23 protein-coding genes are annotated in these 23,962 nt (G+C 51.1%); 8 read left to right on the top strand and 15 right to left on the bottom strand.

Annotated features, from left to right (window positions below; genetic code table 11):
- Nucleotides 1–76: 76 nt before the first annotated feature.
- The 8 genes from ACN4EK_RS15455 to ACN4EK_RS15420 form a co-directional block, all read right to left on the bottom strand.
- Nucleotides 77–1,240, bottom strand: a complete 1,164-nt coding sequence (locus ACN4EK_RS15455; RefSeq protein WP_431658892.1) for a GuaB3 family IMP dehydrogenase-related protein — start codon at nt 1,238–1,240, stop codon at nt 77–79.
- 146 nt (nt 1,241–1,386) lie between these two features.
- On the bottom strand, nt 1,387–2,580 hold the full coding sequence (gene bioF, locus ACN4EK_RS15450) for an 8-amino-7-oxononanoate synthase (protein ID WP_431658891.1): 1,194 nt from the start codon (nt 2,578–2,580) through the stop codon (nt 1,387–1,389).
- Between the two features lie 37 nt (nt 2,581–2,617).
- Entirely contained in the window at nt 2,618–3,124 is a 507-nt protein-coding gene (locus tag ACN4EK_RS15445; RefSeq protein ID WP_431658890.1) for a hypothetical protein, read from the bottom strand.
- A gap of 38 nt (nt 3,125–3,162) precedes the next feature.
- Entirely contained in the window at nt 3,163–3,537 is a 375-nt protein-coding gene (locus ACN4EK_RS15440; protein ID WP_431658889.1) for a hypothetical protein, read from the bottom strand.
- 57 nt (nt 3,538–3,594) lie between these two features.
- Nucleotides 3,595–3,870, bottom strand: a complete 276-nt coding sequence (locus tag ACN4EK_RS15435) for a hypothetical protein (protein WP_431658888.1) — start codon at nt 3,868–3,870, stop codon at nt 3,595–3,597.
- A 78-nt stretch (nt 3,871–3,948) separates the two neighbouring features.
- The gene (locus ACN4EK_RS15430) at nt 3,949–4,305 is read right to left on the bottom strand and encodes a hypothetical protein (RefSeq protein ID WP_431658887.1); all 357 of its coding nucleotides are present in this window, start codon (nt 4,303–4,305) and stop codon (nt 3,949–3,951) included.
- Nucleotides 4,306–4,670: 365 nt separating this feature from the next.
- Nucleotides 4,671–6,209 carry an ATP-binding protein gene (locus ACN4EK_RS15425; protein ID WP_431658885.1) on the bottom strand — a complete coding sequence of 513 codons (1,539 nt, stop codon included), beginning with the start codon at nt 6,207–6,209 and terminating at the stop codon, nt 4,671–4,673.
- A 32-nt stretch (nt 6,210–6,241) separates the two neighbouring features.
- Nucleotides 6,242–6,472 carry a hypothetical protein gene (locus tag ACN4EK_RS15420; protein ID WP_431658884.1) on the bottom strand — a complete coding sequence of 77 codons (231 nt, stop codon included), beginning with the start codon at nt 6,470–6,472 and terminating at the stop codon, nt 6,242–6,244.
- Between the two features lie 410 nt (nt 6,473–6,882).
- Between ACN4EK_RS15420 and lepA the strand changes: the two genes are divergently transcribed.
- The 3 genes from lepA to ACN4EK_RS15405 all read left to right on the top strand — a co-directional run bounded on the left by lepA (nt 6,883) and on the right by ACN4EK_RS15405 (nt 11,482).
- Nucleotides 6,883–8,694, top strand: coding sequence for a translation elongation factor 4 (gene lepA, locus ACN4EK_RS15415; protein ID WP_431658883.1), 1,812 nt, complete (start codon nt 6,883–6,885; stop codon nt 8,692–8,694).
- 235 nt (nt 8,695–8,929) lie between these two features.
- Nucleotides 8,930–9,898, top strand: a complete 969-nt coding sequence (locus ACN4EK_RS15410) for a UDP-glucuronic acid decarboxylase family protein (RefSeq protein ID WP_431658882.1) — start codon at nt 8,930–8,932, stop codon at nt 9,896–9,898.
- 171 nt (nt 9,899–10,069) lie between these two features.
- Entirely contained in the window at nt 10,070–11,482 is a 1,413-nt protein-coding gene (locus ACN4EK_RS15405) for a UDP-glucose dehydrogenase family protein (protein WP_431658881.1), read from the top strand.
- Nucleotides 11,483–11,551: 69 nt separating this feature from the next.
- Here the strand turns inward: ACN4EK_RS15405 and ACN4EK_RS15400 are convergent, their stop codons facing one another.
- The 4 genes from ACN4EK_RS15400 to ACN4EK_RS15385 form a co-directional block, all read right to left on the bottom strand.
- A complete protein-coding gene (locus ACN4EK_RS15400; RefSeq protein ID WP_431658880.1) occupies nt 11,552–11,956 on the bottom strand; it encodes an ExbD/TolR family protein in 405 nt (134 codons plus the stop codon).
- Entirely contained in the window at nt 11,940–12,593 is a 654-nt protein-coding gene (locus tag ACN4EK_RS15395; RefSeq protein WP_431658879.1) for a MotA/TolQ/ExbB proton channel family protein, read from the bottom strand. Before ACN4EK_RS15395 ends, ACN4EK_RS15400 begins: the two co-directional genes overlap by 17 nt.
- 60 nt (nt 12,594–12,653) lie before the next feature.
- Nucleotides 12,654–14,027 carry a TIGR03279 family radical SAM protein gene (locus ACN4EK_RS15390; protein ID WP_431658878.1) on the bottom strand — a complete coding sequence of 458 codons (1,374 nt, stop codon included), beginning with the start codon at nt 14,025–14,027 and terminating at the stop codon, nt 12,654–12,656.
- A 74-nt stretch (nt 14,028–14,101) separates the two neighbouring features.
- Entirely contained in the window at nt 14,102–15,004 is a 903-nt protein-coding gene (locus ACN4EK_RS15385) for an undecaprenyl-diphosphate phosphatase (RefSeq protein ID WP_431658877.1), read from the bottom strand.
- A gap of 374 nt (nt 15,005–15,378) precedes the next feature.
- Between ACN4EK_RS15385 and ACN4EK_RS15380 the strand changes: the two genes are divergently transcribed.
- The 4 genes from ACN4EK_RS15380 (at nt 15,379) to nadB (ending at nt 19,673) form a co-directional block, all read left to right on the top strand.
- Nucleotides 15,379–16,149 carry a DUF3120 domain-containing protein gene (locus ACN4EK_RS15380; RefSeq protein WP_431658876.1) on the top strand — a complete coding sequence of 257 codons (771 nt, stop codon included), beginning with the start codon at nt 15,379–15,381 and terminating at the stop codon, nt 16,147–16,149.
- Nucleotides 16,150–16,340: 191 nt separating this feature from the next.
- The gene (locus ACN4EK_RS15375; RefSeq protein ID WP_431658875.1) at nt 16,341–17,330 is read left to right on the top strand and encodes an FHA domain-containing protein; all 990 of its coding nucleotides are present in this window, start codon (nt 16,341–16,343) and stop codon (nt 17,328–17,330) included.
- Between the two features lie 119 nt (nt 17,331–17,449).
- A complete protein-coding gene (gene psbU, locus ACN4EK_RS15370) occupies nt 17,450–17,893 on the top strand; it encodes a photosystem II complex extrinsic protein PsbU (protein WP_431658874.1) in 444 nt (147 codons plus the stop codon).
- Nucleotides 17,894–17,978: 85 nt separating this feature from the next.
- Nucleotides 17,979–19,673, top strand: a complete 1,695-nt coding sequence (gene nadB, locus ACN4EK_RS15365; protein ID WP_431658873.1) for an L-aspartate oxidase — start codon at nt 17,979–17,981, stop codon at nt 19,671–19,673.
- A gap of 1 nt (nt 19,674) precedes the next feature.
- Here the strand turns inward: nadB and xseB are convergent, their stop codons facing one another.
- A complete protein-coding gene (gene xseB / locus ACN4EK_RS15360; RefSeq protein WP_431658872.1) occupies nt 19,675–19,971 on the bottom strand; it encodes an exodeoxyribonuclease VII small subunit in 297 nt (98 codons plus the stop codon).
- A 55-nt stretch (nt 19,972–20,026) separates the two neighbouring features.
- Nucleotides 20,027–21,277: an exodeoxyribonuclease VII large subunit gene (gene xseA, locus ACN4EK_RS15355; protein WP_431658871.1), complete on the bottom strand. Its 1,251-nt coding sequence runs from the start codon at nt 21,275–21,277 to the stop codon at nt 20,027–20,029.
- 403 nt (nt 21,278–21,680) lie between these two features.
- Between xseA and recA the strand changes: the two genes are divergently transcribed.
- Nucleotides 21,681–22,760 carry a recombinase RecA gene (recA, locus tag ACN4EK_RS15350; protein WP_431658870.1) on the top strand — a complete coding sequence of 360 codons (1,080 nt, stop codon included), beginning with the start codon at nt 21,681–21,683 and terminating at the stop codon, nt 22,758–22,760.
- 95 nt (nt 22,761–22,855) lie between these two features.
- Here recA and ACN4EK_RS15345 read toward each other — a convergent pair whose 3' ends face one another.
- Nucleotides 22,856–23,740, bottom strand: coding sequence for an FHA domain-containing protein (locus ACN4EK_RS15345; RefSeq protein WP_431658869.1), 885 nt, complete (start codon nt 23,738–23,740; stop codon nt 22,856–22,858).
- Between the last annotated feature and the right edge of the window lie 222 nt (nt 23,741–23,962).

Raw genomic sequence — 23,962 nt, 5'->3', positions numbered from 1 at the left:
AAATCCTCAGCATTGGAGGACTTTGACTCGTGTTCTCCCAAAAAATTGGGGGCTAGGGGGGCAAAAACCACTGTATTTACTTACCCATACCTAACTGTTGGGCTTTTTGGTACACTTTGCCTTCCGTCAACAGGGATGGTGCAATCACCACTTCCACCTGTTGCATCTCTTTAATGTTCTTCGCGCCCAGGGTGCCCATGCTGGTTTGCAAAGCTCCTAGCAGGTTATGCGTCCCATCATCCAGTTGGGCGGGTCCCCGGAGAATTTGCTCCAGCGTTCCCGTGGTTCCGACTCGAATCCGAGTGCCGCGCGGTAGCACTGGGCTAGGAGTTGCCATACCCCAGTGATAGCCCCGTCCGGGAGCTTCCTTGGCTCGGGCAAAGGGCGATCCAATCATCACCCCATCCGCACCGCAGGCAATACATTTACAAATATCGCCACCCGTAATCAAGCCACCATCGGCAATCACCGGCACATAGTTCCCGGTTTCCCGATAGTAGTCATCCCGCGCTGCCGCACAGTCCGCGATCGCAGTGGCTTGGGGCACACCGACCCCTAACACGCCCCGCGAGGTACAAGCTGCACCGGGTCCAATCCCAACCAGAATGCCAGCCGCTCCAGCCTTCATCAGGTTTAGAGTCACTTCATAGGTGACACAGTTACCCAGAACCACTGGAATCGGCATTTCCTGGCAGAAATTAGCCAGATCTAACGGGGTAATGGATTCCGGTGATAGGTGAGCCGTGGAAACGACGGTTGCCTGCACAAAGAAAAGATCCGCTTCCGCTTTAGCAACAGCTTCACCATATTTCAATGCGCCCGCCGGAGTTGCACTAACGGCTGCAATCCCACCTTGTTGTTTAATTTCCCGAATGCGTTGCTCGATCAATTCCGGCTTGATGGGTTCGGCATAAAGCTCCTGCATCAAGCTAACAAACTCATCTTTGCCCACAGAGGCAATACGATCGAGGATCGGATTGGGATCCGCATAGCGAGTCTGAATCCCTTCCAGGTTCAATACACCCAATGCCCCTAATTGGGACAACCGCACCGCCATACCAACGTCCACTACCCCATCCATCGCGCTAGCGATAATGGGAATTTCACGTTCAATCCCGCCGATCGTCCAGCGGGTATCTGCCAACACGGGATCGAGCGTTCTTGGTCCCGGTGCTAGGGCAATTTCATCGATGCCATACGCTCTACGGGCAGTTTTGCCCCGTCCAATTTGAATATCCACGTTCCCCGTTCCCAAGAGTGTATTTAAGCTAGGTTAGCAAATTTGGGGGCTTTGGTTGAATAGCGATCTGGCATATCAAACAATTAGCGAATTGTCTGTCTCCCTACATACCAGATTTAACTAATTTTGTAGAAAAATCAATGGATTTAAGAGGACAAATTTGCGATCGCGTGGCTGAGGGCGATCGCCACCTGCTGTAACTGCTCCGGTTGATGGGTTGCCATCACAGTCAGGCGCAACCGACTGGTTGGCACCGTCGGCGGACGAATCGCTGGCACAAAAAAACCGGCGGCTTGCAACGCTTGTCCTACCTGAAGAACCGTGGCGGGTTGATCGACTTGCAAACAAAGAATTGGTGATTCAGAGGGCAGCCGCAGCCAATTTGCCGGCAGATCTGGTAACGCCTGATTTAATTCCTGTTGCAAGGTGCGAACATTTTGCCAGAGTTGACTCCGGAGCGTGGGAGTTTGCTGAATGATCGCGATCGCGGCTAAAGCTGCCGCCGTATCTGCCGGGGATAGCCCTGTGGTGTAAATCCAACTCGGGGCACGATTCCGCAGGAAGTCAATTAGCGTGGCTGAACCCGCCACATAACCACCCAAACTGCCCAAGGCTTTACTTAACGTGCCCATTTGAATCAGGGGTCTGCCAGTACAACCAAAATGCTCCACGCATCCCGCTCCAGTCTGCCCCAAGACTCCCGTAGCATGGGCTTCATCAATCAGCATCATGCTGTCAAATTGCTCGGCTAAATCCAGCAGTTGGGGTAAGGGACAGAGATCGCCATCCATACTAAACACACTATCGGTCAGGAGCAGACAACGACGGTAGCGATCGCGATGCTGCTGCAAGCATTCCTTGACCTGTTGCCGATCGTTGTGCCGATATTCGACGATCGTTGCCCCACTGAGAATTGCCCCTTTTTTGAGGCTGGAATGGTTGTATTGGTCAGCCAGAATCAAATCGCGCTTGCCGACTAAGGCACTAATAGTACCAATATTCGCCAGATAACCGGAACTGAAGACTACAGCATCTTCGGTTTGTTTCAGTTGGGCGATCGCCTGTTCCAAGGCTTGGTGCAAGGGACGATGTCCGGTAATTAAGCGTGAGCCTGTACTCCCTGTACCGTACTCCCGAGTGGCGGCGATCGCCGCTTCAATTAAGCGATCGTCGCTTGCCAATCCCAGATAATCATTACTAGCAAAGTTGACTAATGCTTGACCATCCAGATTGACGATCGCACCCGAGCGACCGTGGATCGATTTCACCGAGCGATACCAATCGGCTCGATGAATCGTCGTCAGAGCGTGATCGATCCAGGCATAGGGATCAGTAGACATCCGGTTTAGACAATAGTGGCAGACTCAATGGAAAATTTTAGTCCGATCGCGATCGGAGAGTGCTAACAATCTGCTTTAGATCGGCAATTTCCCCGCTCATCTGATCAAGGCGTTGTTCTAACCGGGTCAAATCGGCGATCGGCGTGCCCTGCCAGATCGAATAATTTAAGGCAAACAGGATCTTTTGCACCGTTGAGAAGCTGGGATCGTAATCTGGATCGTTCAAAATCCGGTTGATTTGCTGGGTGTAGCCCATTTCACTACCGCCATATTCCTGGGCAATCCGGGCAGAAATTTTGCGGATACTCAGCCGTTGTGCCTGCATCAACTCCCGAATCAACTCCACCACACGTCCTTGCATAAATCCGCTTGCTTCCAGTAGTCTTGAATGCAGAACTTGAATCGATTGAGTGACTTTCCCCAGGCGGCGAGGGTCACTTTTTTGTTGGTTCAATTCTGCTATCGCAGAAAGTGCCCGTTCATTTTGCCACAGCGATCGCCCACTCAACACATAAAATCCCCTTGCCCATCGTTTGGTGTCCAATGAGTGACAAGGGGATGAGAATGGATGGGAGCGATCGCTTACAGTCCCACTAATTCGCGGGATTCCAGACCGACAAGCTGTTGGGCGATTTTCATCTGGGCTTCTAGTTTCGCCACACTAAACTCATTCCGCAGATGTTCTAACCGTGCCATCGCATTCGCTTTCTCGGTAGAGAGACGATTCAAGGCATCATACGCCCGTTGATATTCTGGGTTGACCTGAAGCACTTCAAACCGCCGCGCCCGTCGCTGATTATCGTTCTTTAAAGCCGTTTCAAACGCCACCACCATATCAGCACTACCTTCCAGACGGGCAATGTGCTGGCGGACTTCCATAATTTGATGTTCGATCTCATTCACTGCTTGCGAAGCTTGGGCGATCGCACTGGGATACTGACTCATACTAAGCTTCATAACAATCTTCCTTGGGAGTAGCAGAGTGGTCGTGGAAAATCATTGCCGATCGGGTGGTTAGGCAACCAGTTCAGCAAATTGCGGCAGTGGCGAACGACTGGGAATCGCCTCTACTGCCGAGTTAGGCAGACGATCGGTTTGGGGATTCGCTTGCTCCAGCACCGTCACTTGAATATTGAGGGCAACCAGATAGGAACCCGACTGCTCACCAACTGCCTGAGCAACCAGATCTGCCAGAGCCGGGTGTTCTGCCGTGATCGGGTCGCGGAGAGTACAACGATCCCACTCATACTTGGCATTGGGATCGAGGCTGAGGATATAGTGCTTAGTCATAGGTCAAGAACTTGAATCGTTAGTACCTGTGTACTATTGTAGTGGAAAATCACAACGGCTGCAAGGATATCGGAGGAATTAAGCCGCTAAGGGCGACGTGCCAGGATGCCGCCGTTCAGAGGCTGGATTCGCTTGGGTTTGCTGGCGATCGAGTCGATCCCAATACGCCAGGGTACGAGCTAAATCGCGGTGTCCCGGCAAGCGCACCTCATAGGGTTGAGGCATGACTTGACTGCGCCGAAGCTGAAAGGAATAGCCAGCTAGCGCCAGATTTTGAGTAAATTTTTGGGCTTGATTCAGGCGATCGAAGCCGAAATAGCAGACTTCCTGTTGCCGAGCTAAGGGACGAAACGGAGTCCGAACCAGCAGAACTCTCGGCGAGAGGAATTGCCCCACCCGTCCTTCGGACAGTGAGAAAAAACGACCAATTTGCATAAAACTTTTACCAGGATGTAGCGTGAAAACACTACATTGAGAGAGTGGCTGGAGACGTAGGGAACTCTCAACTTGGAGGACTTCGCTTCCCTCGCGTTCCTTTCTCTATTTTAGTCATTCCACACCAGAATGACAACTACAGTGTGCAAATCCAGCTAGCAAAGTTGGCGATCTGACCGATAAAAAGTAGTACACTTGCCCTCACTCTTAATCTCTCTCCCCAAGCGAGAAAAGAATGTTCAATCCGGCTCCCTTCTCCCCGTGGGAGAAGGGTTGGGGATGAGGGCGATCCGGATGCCACATCACCTATTACAGAGTTAAGCGTCAAAGCAGGCGATCGCGGTCATTCCGGGTGATCGCCCCTGTTACAACAGCAAATCCAACGTATCGCTTGTTTGGGAGGTCACCATCACCGGATCTTGATAGAGCGGCACCGTAAACGTCACAGTTGAGCCTAAGCCTTCCCCCATACTGTAAAAGTTGACCACGCCCCCCATCGCTTCCACCAGCTTTTGGGAAATCGCCAAGCCTAACCCCGTACCACCGTACTGCCGCGTCCGGGAGCCATCGACCTGGCTAAAGGATTGAAACAGCTTATCTTGCTTGTCGAGCGACACTCCAATCCCTGTATCCGCCACCCGAACTCGCACAATCCCAGGACATTCCTGGTTTTGGACGACCACTTTCTTTTTAAGAATCTCGACCCCGATCGTCACCCCACCTTCATGGGTAAATTTGATCGCATTGCCTACCAGGTTCAACATCACTTGAAGCAAACGTTGATAGTTGCCGTACAGAATAATCTCATCGTCCGTAGGCGGTTTTTGGATCTCGAAACTGAGATTCTTTTGCTGTACCTGAGCGCGAGTCGAATTCTCGACCCGATCGAGCAACTCATCTAACTTGACTGGACTCAGTTCAATCTGAAGTTTTCCGGCTTCAATTTTAGCCAGATCCAGAATGTCATTAATGATATTCAGCAGGTGCAAAGCACAATCGTAGGCACCCCGGATAAACTCCGTTTGCTCCTCCGGATCATCTGCCATGCCATCAATAATCAGCTTCAGAAAGCCGATCATGCCATTGAGGGGAGTCCGGATTTCGTGGGACGTATTTGCCAAAAACTCGCTTTTCAGCCGGGAGGCTTCCTCCGCTTGACAGCGAGCTTCTTCCAACTCCCGGTGCTTTTGTAAAAAATTACTATTAGCGCGTTGCAACTCCGTCGCCAGGGATTGACTCGCCGCAATTAAGTTAGCATGGGCGATCGCCGTTCCGACTTGATCCGCCAATTCATGCACAAACTCCAGTTCCTCTGCCAGCCAGGGGCGCGATGGCTGATCCTGAAATAACATCAACAACCCATTGGGCGCATCTTGATGACAGGTTGCCACCATTAACGCCGGTCGCTGACAAAAATCCCGTAATTTAGGCGCAGATGGCTCGGCAGGAACTTGATTGTCTCGCTCAACGATTTTGGGAGCAGGACTGGGGGCAGGTGCAATACAGATCGGCATTAACTCCGCGATCGCCTGATGCAATTCCGGTTCTTCATGGATCCAAAACTCCAGTTCCAGCATAGAAGGGAGTGGTTCCTGGCAATACTCGGCAACCACTTTCACCGTCGGTGCATCCGGTTCATAGGCACAGATAATACACCGACTGGCACTGAGGGCTTGCCCTAACCCTTCCACCGTTTGTTGCCAGATCGTGGGTAAATCCAACGTGCGCCGGATATTCCAGGCAATTTGGTTCAATAGCTTCAGGTAGCGATCGGAGCTAGGAGCCGAAGCCAGACGATCGGGGTCATTCACTGGCTCGGCTGAACGCTCCTGTCGAGGGTTCGGCTCGGCGTTGGCATCTAAACCTGAGGACAGGGAACGATGGAAATCAGCAGAAGAAACCATTACACATTGCGGCTGCGGGTTAGAACATTGCCCTAGTCGTTCCATTCACCTCGGGGTGGAACGGGAGGGTTACGCTGAAGGTCACGAGTCAGTTCATCATCTCGACGCATTTCATTTCTGAGCCACTGACGCACAGCGACTTCAATCACTTTACTGGGATCATTGGTCAGATGTTTAATTTGTGCCAGCAGATCAGAGTCGATATGAATAGCAAGTTCTATCTTTTCCGAGGTGGTATGGGAATGGACAAGCGGCTCATTCATAAATCACAGGTTTAGAGATGCAGGTTAAGAAAGAAACTGGGTAGATTATCCCTTATACTTCTGGTTTCCAGGAGGGCGATCGCAGAGACGATCCATCTTCCTGGTATGGGTTAGCAGACAAATACTCCCAAGTTTAAGTGACCCCATCCTAATACTTTCACGATTAATTTTACTAATCTAGCTGCAAGCATCCATCAGAACATTTAACCAGGGAGGAGAGTTCATCCAGCACCATGTTGCCCGGTGGGAAAGCATTACAATACTTAAAGGTCAGTATTCTTGCTACCCCCAATTGCCCAGATATTCCCCCATAGGATGGGGATTGTATATAGATAGGGTACTTTAAGTTCAAGATCTACCGGAAAAATTGAGCCATTTTGTTTAGCTTTGTTAGCTGAGTGAGCCACTGTATGACTGAGGTGCCCGTTTCCCGAATTCGGAATTTTTCAATCATTGCCCATATTGATCATGGCAAGTCCACCCTGGCAGATCGATTGCTGCAAGTCACTGGGACAGTCCAGGCACGGGAGATGAAGGAACAGTTCCTTGACAATATGGAACTGGAGCGAGAACGGGGGATTACGATTAAGCTGCAAGCGGCTCGGATGAACTATACCGCTCAGGATGGCGAGAAGTATGTCCTGAATTTGATCGATACTCCGGGACATGTGGATTTCTCCTATGAAGTGTCGCGATCGCTGGCAGCCTGTGAAGGGGCACTGCTAGTCGTAGATGCCTCCCAGGGGGTAGAAGCCCAAACTCTGGCAAATGTCTATCTGGCGCTGGAACATGACCTGGAAATCATCCCAGTGCTGAATAAAATTGACCTACCGGGAGCCGAACCCGATCGCGTCAAGCAGGAAATTGAAGATATTGTCGGGCTGGATTGTAGTCAGGCGATTATGGCATCGGCAAAAGAAGGCGTAGGGGTCAACGAGATTCTAGAATCGATCGTTCACCTGATCCCACCGCCTCAAGATACCGTGGCAGACCCCTTACGCGCCCTAATCTTTGATAGCTACTATGATCCCTATCGCGGCGTGATCGTGTACTTCCGGGTGATGGATGGCACCGTGAAAAAGGGCGATCGGGTGCGGCTGATGGCTTCCGGCAAAGAATACGAAATTGACGAATTAGGCGTACTGTCCCCCAATCAAGTCCAGGTGAATGATCTTCATGCGGGGGAAGTGGGCTATCTGGCCGCCGCCATTAAAGCCGTGGAGGATGCGCGGGTGGGCGATACGATTACCCTGGCAACCGCTCCGGCTCCCACGCCTTTACCCGGCTATGTGGAAGCCAAACCGATGGTGTTCTGCGGTCTATTCCCAACGGACGCGGATCAGTTTGAAGATTTGCGGGAGGCATTGGAAAAACTCAAGTTAAGCGATGCCGCCTTGAACTATGAGCCAGAAACCTCTAGCGCGATGGGCTTTGGCTTCCGATGCGGCTTCTTAGGCTTGTTGCACATGGAAATCGTGCAGGAGCGCTTAGAACGGGAATATAACCTGGATCTGATTACGACTGCCCCTTCCGTGGTTTACCGGGTCACGTTAATCAAAGACGGGGAGGTCATTCATATCGAGAATCCCAGTAAACTGCCGGAACCGCAGCATCGGGAGAAGATTGAAGAGCCTTACGTGCAGGTCGATATGATTACGCCGAAGGAATTTGTTGGCACCCTGACGGAACTCTGCCAGAATCGGCGCGGCGTGTTCAAAGACATGAAGTATCTCACTCCCGAGCGGACTACATTGATCTATGAGTTGCCGCTGGCGGAAGTGGCGACGGACTTTTTTGACCAAATGAAGTCTCGGACTCGGGGCTATGCCAGCATGGAATATCAACTGATTGGCTACCGGGAGAATCCCCTGGTCAAGCTGGATATTTTGATTAATGGTGATCCCGTTGATCCACTCTCGACGATCGTGCATCGCGATAAAGCCTATGGGGTGGGACGGGCACTGACTGAGAAGTTAAAGGAACTGATTCCCCGCCACCAGTTTAAGATTCCGATTCAGGCGGCGATCGGCAGCAAAGTCATTGCCAGCGAACATATTCCGGCTCTGCGTAAAGATGTGTTAGCCAAATGTTATGGCGGCGATATTTCCCGAAAAAAGAAATTATTGCAAAAACAAGCTAAAGGTAAAAAACGGATGAAGGCGATCGGTACCGTTGACGTACCCCAAGAAGCCTTTATGGCAGTTTTGCGCCTGGAACAGTAGGTGTTGTGTCCTCCGTAGTTCTACCAATTTTTCAAACTTAAAAATTAAGTTTTGGTAAACTGCGGAGAAAGCTATTTAGTCAACCCCGGCTCTGGTTTAGCGTATACCTGTGTCTCACTTGTCTAACTACATCTCAGCATTTATCCCGTTATTGGCATTCCCTATCTGAATAGATGGGTAGCTACCTTAGTTCGTGCCACTGATTCATCCCAAACTCTACAGGTTATCCCTAACTATGAGAATTCTAGTTACAGGCGGCGCAGGTTTCATTGGCTCTCATTTAATCGATCGCTTGATGCTGGAAGGGCATGAGGTGATCTGCCTGGATAACTTCTTCACTGGACATAAACGCAATGTCTTGAAATGGCTGGAACATCCCTACTTTGAACTGATTCGGCATGATATTACCGAACCAATTCGGTTAGAAGTCGATCAGATCTATCACCTGGCTTGTCCCGCTTCGCCCGTCCATTATCAGTACAATCCGGTCAAGACGATTAAAACCAATGTAATCGGAACCCTAAATATGTTGGGGTTAGCTAAACGGGTAAAAGCGAGATTCCTGTTGGCTTCCACGTCAGAAGTGTATGGCGATCCAGAGATTCATCCTCAGCCTGAAGAGTATCGGGGCAATGTCAATACGATCGGGATTCGCAGTTGTTACGACGAAGGTAAACGGGTTGCTGAAACCCTCGCGTTTGACTATCATCGCCAAAATAATGTTGATATTCGAGTGGCACGAATTTTTAATACCTACGGCCCCCGGATGCAAGAGAACGATGGTCGAGTCGTCAGTAACTTTATTGTGCAAACACTTAAAGGCATCCCATTGACCGTCTATGGCGATGGTTCGCAAACCCGCAGTTTCTGTTATGTCTCTGACCTGGTCGATGGACTGATGCGGTTAATGAACGGGGATCATCAAGGCCCCGTCAACTTGGGGAATCCTGGAGAATATACGATTTTGGAGTTGGCTCAAGTGATTCAGGAAATGGTCAATCCCGAGGTAGAAGTGCGGTTTAAGCCACTGCCCCAAGATGACCCGAAGCGGCGGCAACCCGACATTACCCGAGCCCGGGAATGGTTAGGTTGGGAACCGACTGTCCCCCTCAGAGATGGCTTGGAACGCACGATCGCGGACTTCCGGGCGCGGTTAAGTAACCCAGAAGCTTCTCTGCCGACGGATCGGGTCAGTTCCCACTAACACCAGAACTCTCCTGATTACGATCGGCAAACTCAGAATTTACCAGTAGTCAGTAGGTTTCATCACTTGAACAGTTCAGAAACGCGCCGTTTGGCTTGGGTTTCTATCAATCTCCTGGTTTGCTACTCAATTGCCACCCCACCACTAGTAAGGTTTTGAGAGGATTACCCCATGCGTGTTTGTGTCATTGGTACTGGATATGTCGGGTTAGTAACTGGCGCTTGTCTGGCTCACACCGGCCATCAGGTTGTCTGTGTAGACAATAACGAAGAAAAGGTGAAGCTGATGAAAGCCGGACAGTCACCCATTTTTGAGCCGGGGCTGTCCGAAATTTTGCAAGCGGCAATTCATACCGGTAACATCGAGTTCACGACGGATCTGGCGGCTGGCGTGAATCATGGACAAATTTTGTTTATTGCCGTCGGTACACCCGCCCTGCCTACGGGGGAAAGCGATACCCGCTATGTGGAGGCGGTTGCCCGGGGCATTGGTGCCCATTTAAATGGGGAATATAAGGTGATTGTTAACAAGTCTACTGTCCCGATCGGATCAGGGGATTGGGTCAGAATGCTAGTGCTGGATGGCTATGCGGAGCGGGAAGATGTCCAGGCAGTTCCCGTTATGGCTGGCATGGGCGATGGTGAAGTTGTCACCCTGACGCGATCGCTGTCCTCAGAACCGGAATTTGATGTGGTGAGCAATCCCGAGTTTCTGCGGGAAGGAGCCGCTATTTACGACACCTTTAACCCCGATCGCATTGTGTTAGGCAGTAACAGTGCCAAAGCGATCGCCTTGATGCAAGAACTCTATGCGCCGATCGTGGAACGGCAGTTTGGCGAAAATCGATCGCTGCCTCCCGTCCCTGTGTTGGTGACGGATTTGAGTTCGGCAGAAATGATCAAATATGCCGCGAACGCTTTCCTAGCCACCAAAATCAGCTTTATTAACGAAGTCGCCAACATTTGCGATCGGGTCGGTGCCGATGTAGTGCAGGTCGCCAAGGGGATTGGCTTAGATTCCCGGGTCGGCAGCAAGTTCCTACAAGCCGGGATTGGTTGGGGTGGCTCCTGCTTCCCTAAAGATGTGTCCGCCCTGATTCATACCGCCGATGATTATGGCTACGAAGCCCAATTGCTCAAGGCGGCGGTGCAGGTCAACCAACGGCAACGGCTGATTGTAGTCGAAAAACTGCAACAAGTCCTGAAGATCCTCAAAGGTAAGACGGTTGGCTTACTGGGGCTGACCTTTAAGCCAGATACCGATGATCTGCGTGATGCTCCTGCATTAACCATGATTGAGCATCTGTCTCGCCTGGGCACCCGCGTCAAAGCCTATGATCCACTGGTTTCCCAAACCGGAGTCCGCCACGGCTTATCAAACGTGATCGTCGAGACTGACCCCGATCGGCTCGCTGATGGTTGCGATGCCCTGGTATTAGTTACGGATTGGCAGGAATTCCGGACACTGGATTACGTCCAGATGGCAAAACTGATGCACAGCCCAGTTATGATCGACGGGCGGAATTTCCTGGATCAGGAGGCGCTGGAACAAGCCGGGTTCCGTTATGTCGGGATCGGTCGCTAATCGCTCACTCCACTAGCTGTAGGGGTAAACAGGTGGCAGATCTGGTTGCCCCTATAACCATTCAGACGACTAGAGTTTCTGCGCCGCGATCGCCAGTTTTACGCCTGGAATCGTCCGTAGTCGATCCATTGTTGCTACGACCCGCCCGTAATCCACACTGGTATCGGCACTGACAACCACCAAGGTGGGCTGATTATTCGTCATCAGAGTTCGGATGCGGGCGGGTAAATCTTCCAGTTGAGCCGGTTGCCGATTTAAGGCAATTTGTCCCTGGCGATCAATGGTCACGGTAATCCGGCTTTGTGCCTGGGGCTCGGCGGTCGCCGCCTGCGGCAGGGTGACGGGTAGCCCAGTCGATTTTGTCAAAAACAGGGACGACATAATGAAGAAGGTCAAAATCGCGAAGATCACATCGATCATCGGCACAATATTGATCTGAAACGTTGGCTCCAGATCGTCATCCGGTAGGCGCATTGTAGGGCACTCCTCGCTGTTCATAATGGCGACGATAAAGCAATTCCAGTTGCCCACCATATTCTTGAATCAATGCCATCTGCCGCCGATATAAGCCCCGGAAGGTATTGGCAAAGAGCAGGGTGACGATCGCCACGACTAGCCCAGCCGCCGTCGATACCAGCGCTTCACTGATTCCCGCGCTCACCCCTAAGGTATTGCCACCGCCTAAATCACCAATTCGCAGTGCTGCAAAGGAGCGAATCAGCCCTAATACAGTACCCAGCAATCCCAGCAAAGGCGACAGACTAATAATCGTGTCAAACACGGTATTAAATCGTCGTAGTAAGGGAATTTCTGCCTGAGCCGCACTTTCTAGTGCCAGACGAAATTCCTCCGGCGTGGCTTGCTCCAGTTCTAAAGCCGCCAGAAAAATCCGGGCGATCGGCAAGTCAGGATGTTGCTCTAACTTCAAGAATGCCGCTCTGGGACTGCGTTTATACAACGTCAGCGCTTCCCGGACTACTAGATCCTGCTGTCGTACCACCCGTACCCAAAACATCACTCGTTCCAAAATTAATGCGACTGCCAGGAACGAAAACCCCAGCAGCGGCAGCATGACGACACCACCAGCAATAAACAGGTTTGCAAACGGCATGAAAGAATTGAGCAATCAGCAATAGGACAGAAACAATTTCCAGGGAATCTCAGGTCAACTTTACACTAACTTCTCGTTCTCAGCATCCACTGATAGCTCAGTTAATGGACTGCTACACGCCGCAATTAGCCCTTCCACACCCTCAACCGGCACGATCGCAACCTGGAGGCGATCGCGGAGATCTGCCACAGTTAAATCATCTAAAAACTTGGCTTCATCATGCTTCAGCATCACGGTAGGCAGCAAAATGGCATCGCCTAACTCCCGCCCCTCCAGCGCTTGCAAAATATCCTGACCGGTAATTAGCCCCGTTACCGAAATTGCCTGTCCCCAATACTGACTGGCGATCGCGACTAATTGCACCTCTAGTCCGGCGACCTGATTTAATCGCTGCACGATCGGCTGGAAGGCATGTTCAACCGCATTCCCCACCACCCAGGTTAAGCGACGGGGCACAGACAATTGTTTCGGCAACTTGCGAGCCGCTTTGTGAAACGCCTTGAGAAACTGCCGAATCGAACCCACCCCATTGCCAATCTGCGGATAGTCCTCGTAATGGGACTCCGGCGGCAAATCCTGCCCACCGATCAGAAACCATTCATCGGCTAACCAGGCAAAGGTGGAGCCAAACTGTTGGCGGAATTTTGTTTGCAGAGTTTGTACCTGCGTAATCACCTCCTGCGCCTTTGTCGGGGTCACCGGGATCAGGTCATCCTCTACCGGACGAAAGCGAGTTAAGCCGACGGGCACGACTGCGACCGAAGCGACCGCAGGCATATCGCCCTGGTGAAACTGAGATAACTCTACTAAGGTCTGCGTCAGGTAATCACCATCGTTAATGCCGGGACACACCACCACCTGAGCATGAATTTGCAGTTCATGATCTTGAAACCAGCGTAGTTGCTCTAGGATTTGTCCCGCCCGAGGATTTTTCAGCAAGCGCGATCGCACCTCCGGATCAGTGGCATGAACGGAGACATACAACGGCGATAACCGCATTTGGGCAATCCGATCCCATTCGCGCTGGGTCAGGTTCGTCAGCGTCAGGTAACTGCCATATAGAAAACTGAGGCGATAGTCATCGTCCTTCAAATACAGCGTCTGCCGCTTACCGGGGGGTTGCTGGTCAATGAAACAAAACGGACAGCGATTATTACATTGGATCAAGCCATCAAATAAAGCCGTCTCAAACTCCAGCCCCAAATCATCGTCGTAATCCTTTTCGATTTCGATCGTATGAGTTTTGCCTTGAGCATCCAGCACTTGCAGTTCCAACACTTCGTCAGCGCACAGAAACTTGTAGTCAATTAAGTCTCTGGGCTGCTGTCCATTAATTGCCACCAGCCGATCGCCCGCTTCAAAGCCAATTTCAGCCGCGATCGACTCGGGCAACACCGCCGTAATTAAGGCTGGACGAATAGAAGACTCACTCATGAAGCTGCCATGGCTAAAGAAGCTATTGGAACCAAGCGATCGAGATAGCTCAATACTCAGTCCTTACCACTAAGTTAACTATTTTTCAGCCACCCGAGCGCGATCGCTGACAGGAGGGTGATTCCAAATGCCAAGCGATACCAGACAAATACCCAGGTACTTTGGCGCTGAAGAAATCGCAGCAACCAGGCGATCGCAATATAGGAGAAAATGAAACTGGAAACAATCCCAACCAGCATCGGCAGTAGGCTGTCCAGATTATCAAAGGCTTTGCGAGCTTGATACAAGGTGGCGATCGTTAAAGTGGGAATGCCCAGCAAAAAGGAAAACCGGGCGGCGGTTTGGCGTTCTAAGCCTAAGAAAAGAGCCGCCGTTAAGGTCGATCCCGATCGGGATGAGCCAGGAACCAGTGCCAGGGTTTGTCCTACCCCTACTAATAAACCATCCAGGATTTGTAAATCGCGGAAGCGGCGTTTCCGGGTGCCCACTCGTTCTGCCAGCCCCAATAAAGAAGCCATGATGAGCGAGGCGATCGCAATCACGGCGGGACTTTCGGGGATTAAATCCTTCAACAAGAATCCCATGAGCAAAGCGGGTAGCGTCCCGACCGCAATCCCCACCAACAGTTTCCATTCTTCCTGCTCCCAGTCGCGGCGACGGAAAGCGACCCAGCCCCCTAACACAATTTGGCGAATATCCTGCCAGAAGTACATCACCACAGCAATCACACTGCCAAACTGGATGGCATCAACAAAATATTTTTGCTGAGTCCAATGGAAAATATCTCTGAAAATTAATAAATGCGCCGTACTACTAATCGGCAAAAATTCTGTGATGCCCTGGACAATTCCCAGCGCAAAGGCTTGCAGAACTGCAATCAACAAATTAGAGCCTTCCACGGCTGCTGGCGATTCAACTGTTGCGACCAGGGCTTGCACCCCACTCCAACCACTCCATGAACCGGCTGGGTTCAGCATCAATACTTCCATTCCCTAGTCCCCAATCTATGGCATGAACCCATTTGACTCTTCCATGTACTGCTGCGATTAACCGGATATTGCCCCAGTTCTCAGGTTTTTAATCAACCCTGGGGCTATCCGTAGCTAGTATGCCATCTCTCTGCCCGATCGGTTTTGCGCCCGATCGCCTCAACCCTCGTGTCGCCATTCAGCCAAAACTCGCCCTCGGATCTATCCCGATTTGTCACTATGAGCTAGCTGGGCTAGCATAGAGCAGTATACCCAGGGGGGGGATATTGAAAAATGGCTTGATATCCAGTGGCTGATTGCATTATGTTAAATAAAGTAAAGTAGATACTCATTATTGACAATCTTCATCGGCGATTGCACCCTTGATTTCCTACTCACCGTCTTCTACCCCACTGTATCCTTCCGAGTCTACGGTTGTCCCCGCCGAGATTCTTGATCCCCTGGCATCACCCTTAACAGTAGAGGTGCCCCGAACAGGTGCTTCGGTTCCGGCTCTTGCAAAACCCCGTTGGGCAATTCTGGCGGCGGCTATTTTCCTGGTTTCCGTTCCGGTATTTATTCAGGCACCCTTAGTCCGATCGCTACCACTGGTCAGTTTAGGATTGACCGGAGGACTTTGGTGGTTCGGTCAGCGCTGGTTAGCCCATCCCCGCACCCATGTCTGGGGAGATCTACTGCTCGGCTTTACCTGGACCTGGTTAGCAGGATCACTCTATTGGGGTTGGCTACGGTGGGAACCCTTGTTGCATCTGCCGGTAGAAGCGATCGGGCTCCCCTTTGCCATCTGGGGGATCGCAACCCAACGCAGTAAGATTGGTAACTTCTTTTATCTGGGTTCCCTATTGGGTACTGCCCTGACAGATTTTTACTTTTATGTGCTGAATCTGATTCCGTACTGGCGTAAGTTAATGCAGGTCAGCGAGGACATGATGCCTTCGATCTTCCAAGCTGCGATCGCCCAAATTCAAACTCCCTCAGGGATTGGTTGGGCTATTATACTAGCAGCAATCTTGTTTGGGGTAAGCCTCTATACTCAACGCTTTCCAGCTTTACACTGGTGGGCATTCAGTGGCGCTGTCCTCAGCACGATCCTGGTCGATGGTTTGTTCTGGCTGGCTGCATGCGCTGCCTAACGTTGTCTCATCCTTATGAGTGATTGACTAGGGAGCCATATCATCATCTAGTAGTGTCATCAGCTAGGTTCTAGAAGAAATCCCAACATTAATATATTTTGTTGAAAGATTTTTCTTCTAGCCCTTACACTGGCATGAATAGATGTGGCAGGATGCATCATAGAGAAGAATCATTACGCTCACAGTCTGTGGTGACTTTGCAACCGGCTCCTCATTTGCTACTTCGGACGGAATCCGGCCATCGCCGTCTGCTGCTGACTGGCACAAATTGTTGGACGATCGGTCGCAGCGAGGATAACAACTTTGTCCTGCCGGATCGCTGGATCTCCCGCAATCATGCCATGTTGCAGTGCATGGAAACGGGAGAATACTATCTAATCGATTTAGGCAGCCGCAATGGTTCCTTTGTGAACGGGCGGCGGGTTAGTATTCCGGTGACACTCCATAATGGCGATCGGCTCACATTTGGTCAAACGGAACTCGAATTTTACTGTCCGACGGCAAAGACATCCGATGCCGCCATGGCAGAGAACTCGAAGGAATTCACCGCCACCGCCACGCTGCATGTGCGCCGCTTAATTTCGGTGCTGGTGGTTGACATCCGCAACTTTACAGTCTTAACGCGCCAGCTTGACGAAAAAATTCTCTCGGAAATGATTGGCACCTGGTTTCGCCATGCCGGAGATATTATTCGTGAGCATGGCAGTTGGGTCGATAAATATATTGGCGATGCCGTTATGGCAATCTGGATTCATGGCACCCAGGATATCAGCAGTGACGAAATGCTGCGGGTATTGCATGCCTTAAGTGCCCTGCATAAGATGACCACTGACCTTTGTAATCTTTATCCCCTCCCCTTCCCCCTGCGAATTGGCGCTGGCATCAATACAGGGTATGCCATGGTCGGTAATACGGGCAGCGGCGATCGTCCCGACTATACCGCCTTAGGCGATACGGTGAATGCGGCTTTTCGCCTGGAAACCTCTACGAAACAAATCGGCGCAGACATAGCCGTTGGGAAAACCACCTATCAATATCTGTCGGCATTGGTGGCTGAAAGCAACTTATTTAGTGAGCATACCCTGGATTTAAAGGGGTATGATGCTGCGACGATCGCCTATGCCTGTACATTTCCTGATCTGGATTTATTTCTGCAAACGAGAACTAAAAATCTGAGTTAAACGATCGTGGCTCCGATTGGGCTACAGGAGTTCTCTGCCAGATTGGGCACCGGAAATGATAGGCTCAATAAATAATGCCGAGTATGGATTCCGTGGCATGGAATGGGAGGTAAGGTTTTATGAAACGATTGATTCGCCTATTCGCTGTCCTTAGCCTGGTCGTAGGCTGTCTAAGCTGGTTAGCCTTGCCTCAAGGGGCACTAGCCGCCAATGTTCATTCGCTAACGTTCAACTCCGTCACCTCGACATCTAGCCTATTGGCAGTTGAAGGTGTACGGGATGCCGTCAGCGAAAAGCTGGCTTCTGAGTATGGTAAAAAAATTGACTTGAATAATACCAATCTTCGGGCGTTCAGACAGTTTCCAGGCATGTACCCGACCCTCGCCAGCCTAGTCGTCAAGAATGCACCTTACGACCAGGTAGATGATGTGTTGGATATTCCAGGTCTGTCTGCCAGCCAAAAAGCAGTTCTGCAAGACAACTTGAGCAACTTTACCGTTACCGATGTGGAATCGGCTCTGGTTGAAGGTGCCGATCGCATTAATAACGGGATTTACCGCTAGACAGCCAGTTCAATTTCTGCTGAAAATTGCTCGATGCCCAGCGATTGGACAAAGAGCAATTTTTTTATTTTTAGGTAGCAATTTAATGACCGATTCTTTGCCCACTCCGCCGCCCTCTGTAGCCGCATTACCGACCCAGTTTGATGTGCTGGTGATTGGGGCAGGTGCAGCAGGGCTATATACAGCGCTATGTTTGCCAGAGCATCTTCAGGTGGGGTTAATCACCAAAGATACCCTATCGCTGTCTGCCAGTGATTGGGCACAGGGCGGCATTGCGGCAGTAGTGGATCCCCAGGACTCGGCGGAGTTACATATTGCCGATACCCTGCAAGCAGGCGCAGGACTCTGTAACTATGAAGCCGTCAAGTTTCTGGTAGAACATGCCTCTCGTTGTATTGATAACCTGATCGAGATGGGAGTCGGCTTCGATCGCCACAATGGGGAACTCGCCCTCACCCTGGAAGCGGCTCATTCCCGTCGCCGGGTGCTGCATGCTGCTGATACAACGGGGCGAGCCGTGGTCAGCACCTTAACCGCCCAGGTCTTGACCCGCCAACACATTCAGGTAATTCCCCAAGCCTTGACGCTGGATATCTGGTTAGAGGATCACCAGTGTCAGGGCGTGTGCCTGGTGTATGACGGGCAGATCCGATGGCTCCGGGCAAAGGCAGTCGTGCTGGCAACAGGTGGAGGTGGGCAGGTCTTCGCGCAAACCACTAATCCTTCGCTCAGTACGGGGGATGGTGTGGCGATGGCATACCGAGCCGGGGCGATTCTGCGAGATTTAGAATTTGTTCAGTTTCATCCCACCGCCCTGACTCAACCTGGCGCACCCCGATTTCTAATTAGTGAAGCGGTTCGGGGCGAAGGTGCCCATTTAGTCAATGCCCAGGGCGATCGCTTTGCCTTTAAGTATCACCCCGCCGGAGAACTTGCCCCCAGAGATGTCGTCAGTCGAGCTATTTTTAGTTATCTCCAAGAAACTCAGGCAGATCTGGCAACCGCCCATGTCTGGTTAGATCTACGGCCCATTCCCCCCGATCGTATCCGGCATCGCTTCCCCAACATTATTCAGGTTTGCCAACGCTGGGGGATCGATGTGTTTCAATCTCCCATTCCAGTCGCCCCAGCCGCCCATTACTGGATGGGAGGGATTGTCACGGATTTAAGCAATCGCACCTCTATTCCAGGTCTATATGCCGTTGGTGAAACAGCCAGCACTGGAGTCCACGGAGCCAATCGCCTTGCCAGCAATTCCCTCTTAGAATGTTTGGTGTTTGGGGCAGAGTTGGCACAGTTAGGAAACCTGGAGACATCCCAGGCAGGGGGAATCCGGGGGGAGGTGGGAAACCGGGAGCCGGGGGAAATTAACCTGAAAGCCGCCGACAGCATGACTATTGAGCAGATCCGCACCGAGTTACCACGCCTGGTTTGGCAGAGTGCGGGCATTTGCCGGGAAGGGGAAACCATGATCCAGGCGATCGCCCAGGTAGAGCAATGGCAACAGCAATTTCAGACGTTAGAAATTAGTCAAACGTTACAAAGTTTGTCGCCGGAACTCGTCAATGGGATGTCTGTAGCGGCGGCAGAGCCCATGGTACGGCAGTGGGCAGAAACCCGCAATTTACTCACTATTGCTGGCCTAATTCTCAAAAGCGCTCACTTCCGCACCGAAAGCAGAGGAGGGCACTATCGATCAGATTGCCCCCAGACCGATCCAGCCTGGCAGGTGCATACCCTCGTCCAGGGCGATCGCTGGTGGCAATCACCCGTTACATAACTTAAAACTCCGGTTCGTCGCTTAGCGTTTCAATTAACAAATCCATTTGTTGCTGGCGCTGGGCTAAAAACGTTTCGCATTGCCGCAGGTACTCAACGGCTGTAGCAAACTGCTCAAACACCTCCGCTAGTTCCAATTCACCAGACTCAATCCGCATCATGATGGCTTCAACCTGCCTGACCGTCGCTTCATAGTTCCAAGCATCGGGACAGGGATGTTCTGGTTCCGAATTGGCACTTTCTACCTCTGGGGAATTGTGCAGTGATGTCCCAGTGGGGGGATCAGCGGAGTTGCTCACAGGGAAATCTCACAGAATTAATACCGCCAGTATATTAATTCTGGGAAACTTTGCTTCAATCTTCTATAGATATATTCAAAACTTCAGTTACTTTAACGTTGAGCTGCCCCTGGCTGAGCTGAATCTGCAATTCTTGACCTGGGATCGCCTCGGAAGCTGATCGCACGATCGTGCCATTAGTTTCCCGCACCACGGCATATCCCCGCTTTAACACCGCCTGCGGGTCTAACGTTGCCAATTTCTGCTTCAACAAATCACAGTGCTGTTTTGCCTGTTGAAACTGCCGTAAGGTACTCTGCACCAGGCGCAGTCGCAACCAGGCCATTGTTTGCATTTCATGTTTCAACCGCCGATCTAACTGGAAGCGTTGTAGTCGGGCATGGAGCCGCAGTAAATGCTCCTGGCTAGCGGTCAACCGATAAAGCATGATTTGATTTAATGCCAGCACCCGCTCTCGGTGCTCTGTATACAGATCGGACAGGCGTGGCACCGCTTGTTCCGCCGCCGCCGTTGGGGTATGCACACAAACATCCGCCGCCAGATCCGCTAAGGACTCATCCCGTTGATGCCCAATGCCCGCAATCACCGGAATCGAACAGGTGGCAATTGCCCGTACCACTCGTTCATCATTAAAGCAAGCCATATCTTCGATCGCGCCACCACCTCGTGATACAATTAGTACATCCGCTCTACCATCTTGCTCAACTCGTCGAATCGCATCGATGATCGAGCCGGGAGCTTGATCCCCCTGCACTAAGGCTGGAGAAAACAAAACATGCAAACCAGGATAACGTCGCCGCAATGTTCGTTGAATATCGCCCCAGGCGGCCGCTTGAGGTGAAGTGACGACGGCAACGGTTTTCGGGTGGGTCGGCAGCGATCGTTTATGGGCTGGATCAAACAGACCTTCTGCTTCTAAACGATGCCGGAGTTGTCGATAGCGTAATGCCCGCAGCCCTTCTCCGGCAGGTAACACTTGCCAAATAATTAACTGATATTGCCCTCGTTGAGGATGGACATGGATACGTCCCAGAATGATCAATTGTTCGCCTTGTTGGGGTTGTGTGACTAAGCGATCGATTTGACTGTTCCAAACCACACAACTAATGGCGGCTTTCGCATCGGGATCTTGCAAGGTAAAAAACAAACCACTGCGATAGCGTGTAGCACTAGATACTTCCCCAGTCACCCAAACCTGTCGCAACTGATCATCCTGCTCCAAAAGGGCTTGAATGTAAGCCGTTAGTCCGGCAACAGAGAGGGCAGTATCGGGAACTAACAAGCTAGGGATATACGAGTTCATCATCCGTCACCTGTATTGAACAAAGGAGAGACAAGAGTGGATACCAGCAATGAATTGGGCGATCAAATAACCTTGACTCAGCCAGCAATTACTGAAAAATGCAACAATTTGGCAGCCCTGGATGGGCGAACTGCCTTTAGGTTAACTAGACTCTAGCCAATTCGGCAGTAAGCTGCATTGCATTCTGCCATACCTGCCCTAAGATCTGCCTAACTTCCTATGGTTATCTAAAAAAAGTGAGCAGGGGAGTTCGAGTGATCCCACTCAGTTCCGGACGGAATTTGCCTGATTTTCTATTGCCGATGCACTATCCATTTGGGGCGGGAATATTAAAATAGAATTCCTCTAAACCCGCTCGTTCCCAATCTGAACATAACGTTACCGAAACTTTCGCGTTGAGGCGCTGATGGCTACTAAAACTACTGAGACTTCCGATAAGCAAAAAGCTTTGAACCTCGTTTTGACCCAGATCGAGCGTAACTTTGGCAAAGGCAGCATTATGCGCCTGGGGGATGCCAGTCGGATGAAAGTGGAAACCATTCCGAGTGGAGCATTAACCCTGGATTTAGCCCTCGGGGGCGGGATTCCCAAAGGGCGGGTAATTGAGATTTATGGGCCAGAAAGTTCCGGTAAAACCACGGTGGCACTCCACGCGGTTGCCGAAGTTCAACGGAATGGTGGCATTGCGGCGTTTGTCGATGCGGAACATGCCCTTGATCCTGCCTACGCTGCGGCATTGGGCGTTGATATTGATAATTTGCTGGTTTCGCAACCCGACACGGGCGAAGCCGCCCTGGAAATTGTGGATCAACTGGTGCGATCGGCTGCGATCGATATTATTGTGATCGACTCAGTTGCCGCCTTAGTGCCCCGGGCAGAAATTGAAGGGGAAATGGGGGATACCCACGTTGGCTTACAAGCTCGATTAATGAGTCAGGCCCTGCGTAAGATTGCCGGAAACATGGGGAAATCGGGCTGTACAGTAATCTTCCTGAACCAACTGCGCCAAAAGATTGGTGTCACCTACGGTAGCCCAGAAACCACGACTGGCGGACAAGCCTTAAAATTCTATGCCTCTGTCCGGTTGGATATTCGCCGCATTCAAACGCTGAAAAAGGGGACTGATGAATACGGAATTCGTGCCAAGGTGAAGGTAGCCAAAAACAAGGTGGCTCCTCCCTTCCGGATCGCTGAGTTTGACATTGTGTTTGGTAAAGGCATTTCTACCCTGGGTTGCCTGGTCGATCTGGCTGAAGAGACGGGGGTAATTATTCGTAAAGGTGCCTGGTATAGCTATAGTGGCGATAACATCGGGCAAGGGCGGGACAACACAATCAGGTATATGGAAGAAAACCCCGACTTTGCGAAGAAAGTTGACCAGGAGGTGCGCCAAAAACTAGAGATGGGCGCGGTGGTATCGGCAAACTCCGTTGGGCAGCTAGATGCCGATGCCGAGGATGAGGACGACTACGCGGAAGAAGAATAGGCGACCTGCTGCCTCTGCATCATGACTTCATGATTGAGTCATGCAATCAATTAGGGAATTGGGGGATTGGAACTGCGATCCTCCCATTCCCATCGTTAAGGATGAATCTCCTGGATCTGCCGCTGCAAGAACCGATCGAGAATATCTGACTGTTGTGCCGCACTTAATTGAGGTTCCAGGGGCTCGCTCACCGAGATGGGAGTTTTCAGAAACATTGAGGTTTCTTCTACTCCACTTGAGATAGGACTCTCCCAATCTATCTCTCCGGGAAGGACGCTGGCTTCATCCATAGTGGGAGCTTCGGTCAGAGCGGAATTGGTTGATCGCGCCAGATTAATTTGCTCCAGTACCTCTGGCGGAATCACTTCTACACTTTGTACCGCTTTGCAGATAAAGAAGACGAAGGACAGACTACCCAGACGGATGCGATCGCCGTCCTTCAGCAAGACCTGTTGACGCACCGGCTCACCATTAACAAAGGTGCCATTTGTACTGTTGAGGTCAATCAGGTAAAACCCTCGATGTTCTCGATATTGAATCGCCGCATGACGACGAGACAAGCGCTTATCCTGAATTGGCAGCGCGGCTTTGCGATCGCGCCCAATCAGCCAAATGCCCTGGGCCTGCATGAGGGATTGCGTTTTACCTCGGGCTAAATTAGTGGTTAGATAAACCTGGCGACCTTGAACTACACCCTGAACATATTGATAAACCGCACGGCTACGCTGTTGGCTATTCGCGTTTTCCAGTTCAAGAATTTCATCTAATAATTCTCGATGGTGTTCATATAACTTTAAAAACACTCGGTACAGCCCTAAGCGCTGATCGAGTTCAGCCGTGTTGACAGGGGTATCCAGAAGGTTAGAAGAAAATTCAGCTAACGAGTTGGGGTCAAACATAATCGATTGGCGCTTATGCGATGCTAAGAACAGAATGCCCAAATAGTGCAGGAAGCAAGACAACATCAGAATGCGCCCCATTCTGGGCACTCTACCAAACTGCTGAATATTCCAACCTAAGAGCAATGCTTGTGTTTAACCTGAAGCAGTTTGGCAATAGGATATTCCTTCATCCTCTAAAGTAAAGCGCGAACGCTCCAGAAATAACCGCACGATTACTAGATCATGATCAATCTAGCGGCTGAAGCAGCAAAACTCCTGTGGATTGTACTAATGCCACTGGGGTCTGATAACTCAGATATT

Origin of the sequence: Pantanalinema rosaneae CENA516 (genome assembly GCF_050753385.1) — a bacterium.
GTDB lineage: Bacteria > Cyanobacteriota > Cyanobacteriia > Leptolyngbyales > Leptolyngbyaceae > Pantanalinema > Pantanalinema rosaneae.
Note: the sequence above shows the minus strand (reverse complement) of the source record. Positions and strands in the feature narration are given on the sequence as shown.

Excerpts from the sequence above, each read along its gene's own strand:
- ACN4EK_RS15390 (WP_431658878.1), bottom strand. The coding sequence starts at position 14,027 with ATGAGTGAGTCTTCTATTCGTCCAGCCTTAATTACGGCGGTGTTGCCC.
- ACN4EK_RS15345 (WP_431658869.1), bottom strand. The coding sequence starts at position 23,740 with ATGGGGCGCATTCTGATGTTGTCTTGCTTCCTGCACTATTTGGGCATT.
- ACN4EK_RS15420 (WP_431658884.1), bottom strand. The coding sequence starts at position 6,472 with ATGAATGAGCCGCTTGTCCATTCCCATACCACCTCGGAAAAGATAGAA.
- nadB (WP_431658873.1), top strand. The coding sequence starts at position 17,979 with ATGACCGATTCTTTGCCCACTCCGCCGCCCTCTGTAGCCGCATTACCG.
- bioF (WP_431658891.1), bottom strand. The coding sequence starts at position 2,580 with ATGTCTACTGATCCCTATGCCTGGATCGATCACGCTCTGACGACGATT.
- ACN4EK_RS15385 (WP_431658877.1), bottom strand. The coding sequence starts at position 15,004 with ATGCTGAACCCAGCCGGTTCATGGAGTGGTTGGAGTGGGGTGCAAGCC.
- ACN4EK_RS15435 (WP_431658888.1), bottom strand. The coding sequence starts at position 3,870 with ATGACTAAGCACTATATCCTCAGCCTCGATCCCAATGCCAAGTATGAG.
- xseA (WP_431658871.1), bottom strand. The coding sequence starts at position 21,277 with ATGATGAACTCGTATATCCCTAGCTTGTTAGTTCCCGATACTGCCCTC.
- ACN4EK_RS15430 (WP_431658887.1), bottom strand. The coding sequence starts at position 4,305 with ATGCAAATTGGTCGTTTTTTCTCACTGTCCGAAGGACGGGTGGGGCAA.
- ACN4EK_RS15405 (WP_431658881.1), top strand. The coding sequence starts at position 10,070 with ATGCGTGTTTGTGTCATTGGTACTGGATATGTCGGGTTAGTAACTGGC.
- ACN4EK_RS15410 (WP_431658882.1), top strand. The coding sequence starts at position 8,930 with ATGAGAATTCTAGTTACAGGCGGCGCAGGTTTCATTGGCTCTCATTTA.
- ACN4EK_RS15400 (WP_431658880.1), bottom strand. The coding sequence starts at position 11,956 with ATGCGCCTACCGGATGACGATCTGGAGCCAACGTTTCAGATCAATATT.
- recA (WP_431658870.1), top strand. The coding sequence starts at position 21,681 with ATGGCTACTAAAACTACTGAGACTTCCGATAAGCAAAAAGCTTTGAAC.
- ACN4EK_RS15395 (WP_431658879.1), bottom strand. The coding sequence starts at position 12,593 with ATGCCGTTTGCAAACCTGTTTATTGCTGGTGGTGTCGTCATGCTGCCG.
- ACN4EK_RS15440 (WP_431658889.1), bottom strand. The coding sequence starts at position 3,537 with ATGAAGCTTAGTATGAGTCAGTATCCCAGTGCGATCGCCCAAGCTTCG.
- psbU (WP_431658874.1), top strand. The coding sequence starts at position 17,450 with ATGAAACGATTGATTCGCCTATTCGCTGTCCTTAGCCTGGTCGTAGGC.
- lepA (WP_431658883.1), top strand. The coding sequence starts at position 6,883 with ATGACTGAGGTGCCCGTTTCCCGAATTCGGAATTTTTCAATCATTGCC.
- ACN4EK_RS15425 (WP_431658885.1), bottom strand. The coding sequence starts at position 6,209 with ATGGTTTCTTCTGCTGATTTCCATCGTTCCCTGTCCTCAGGTTTAGAT.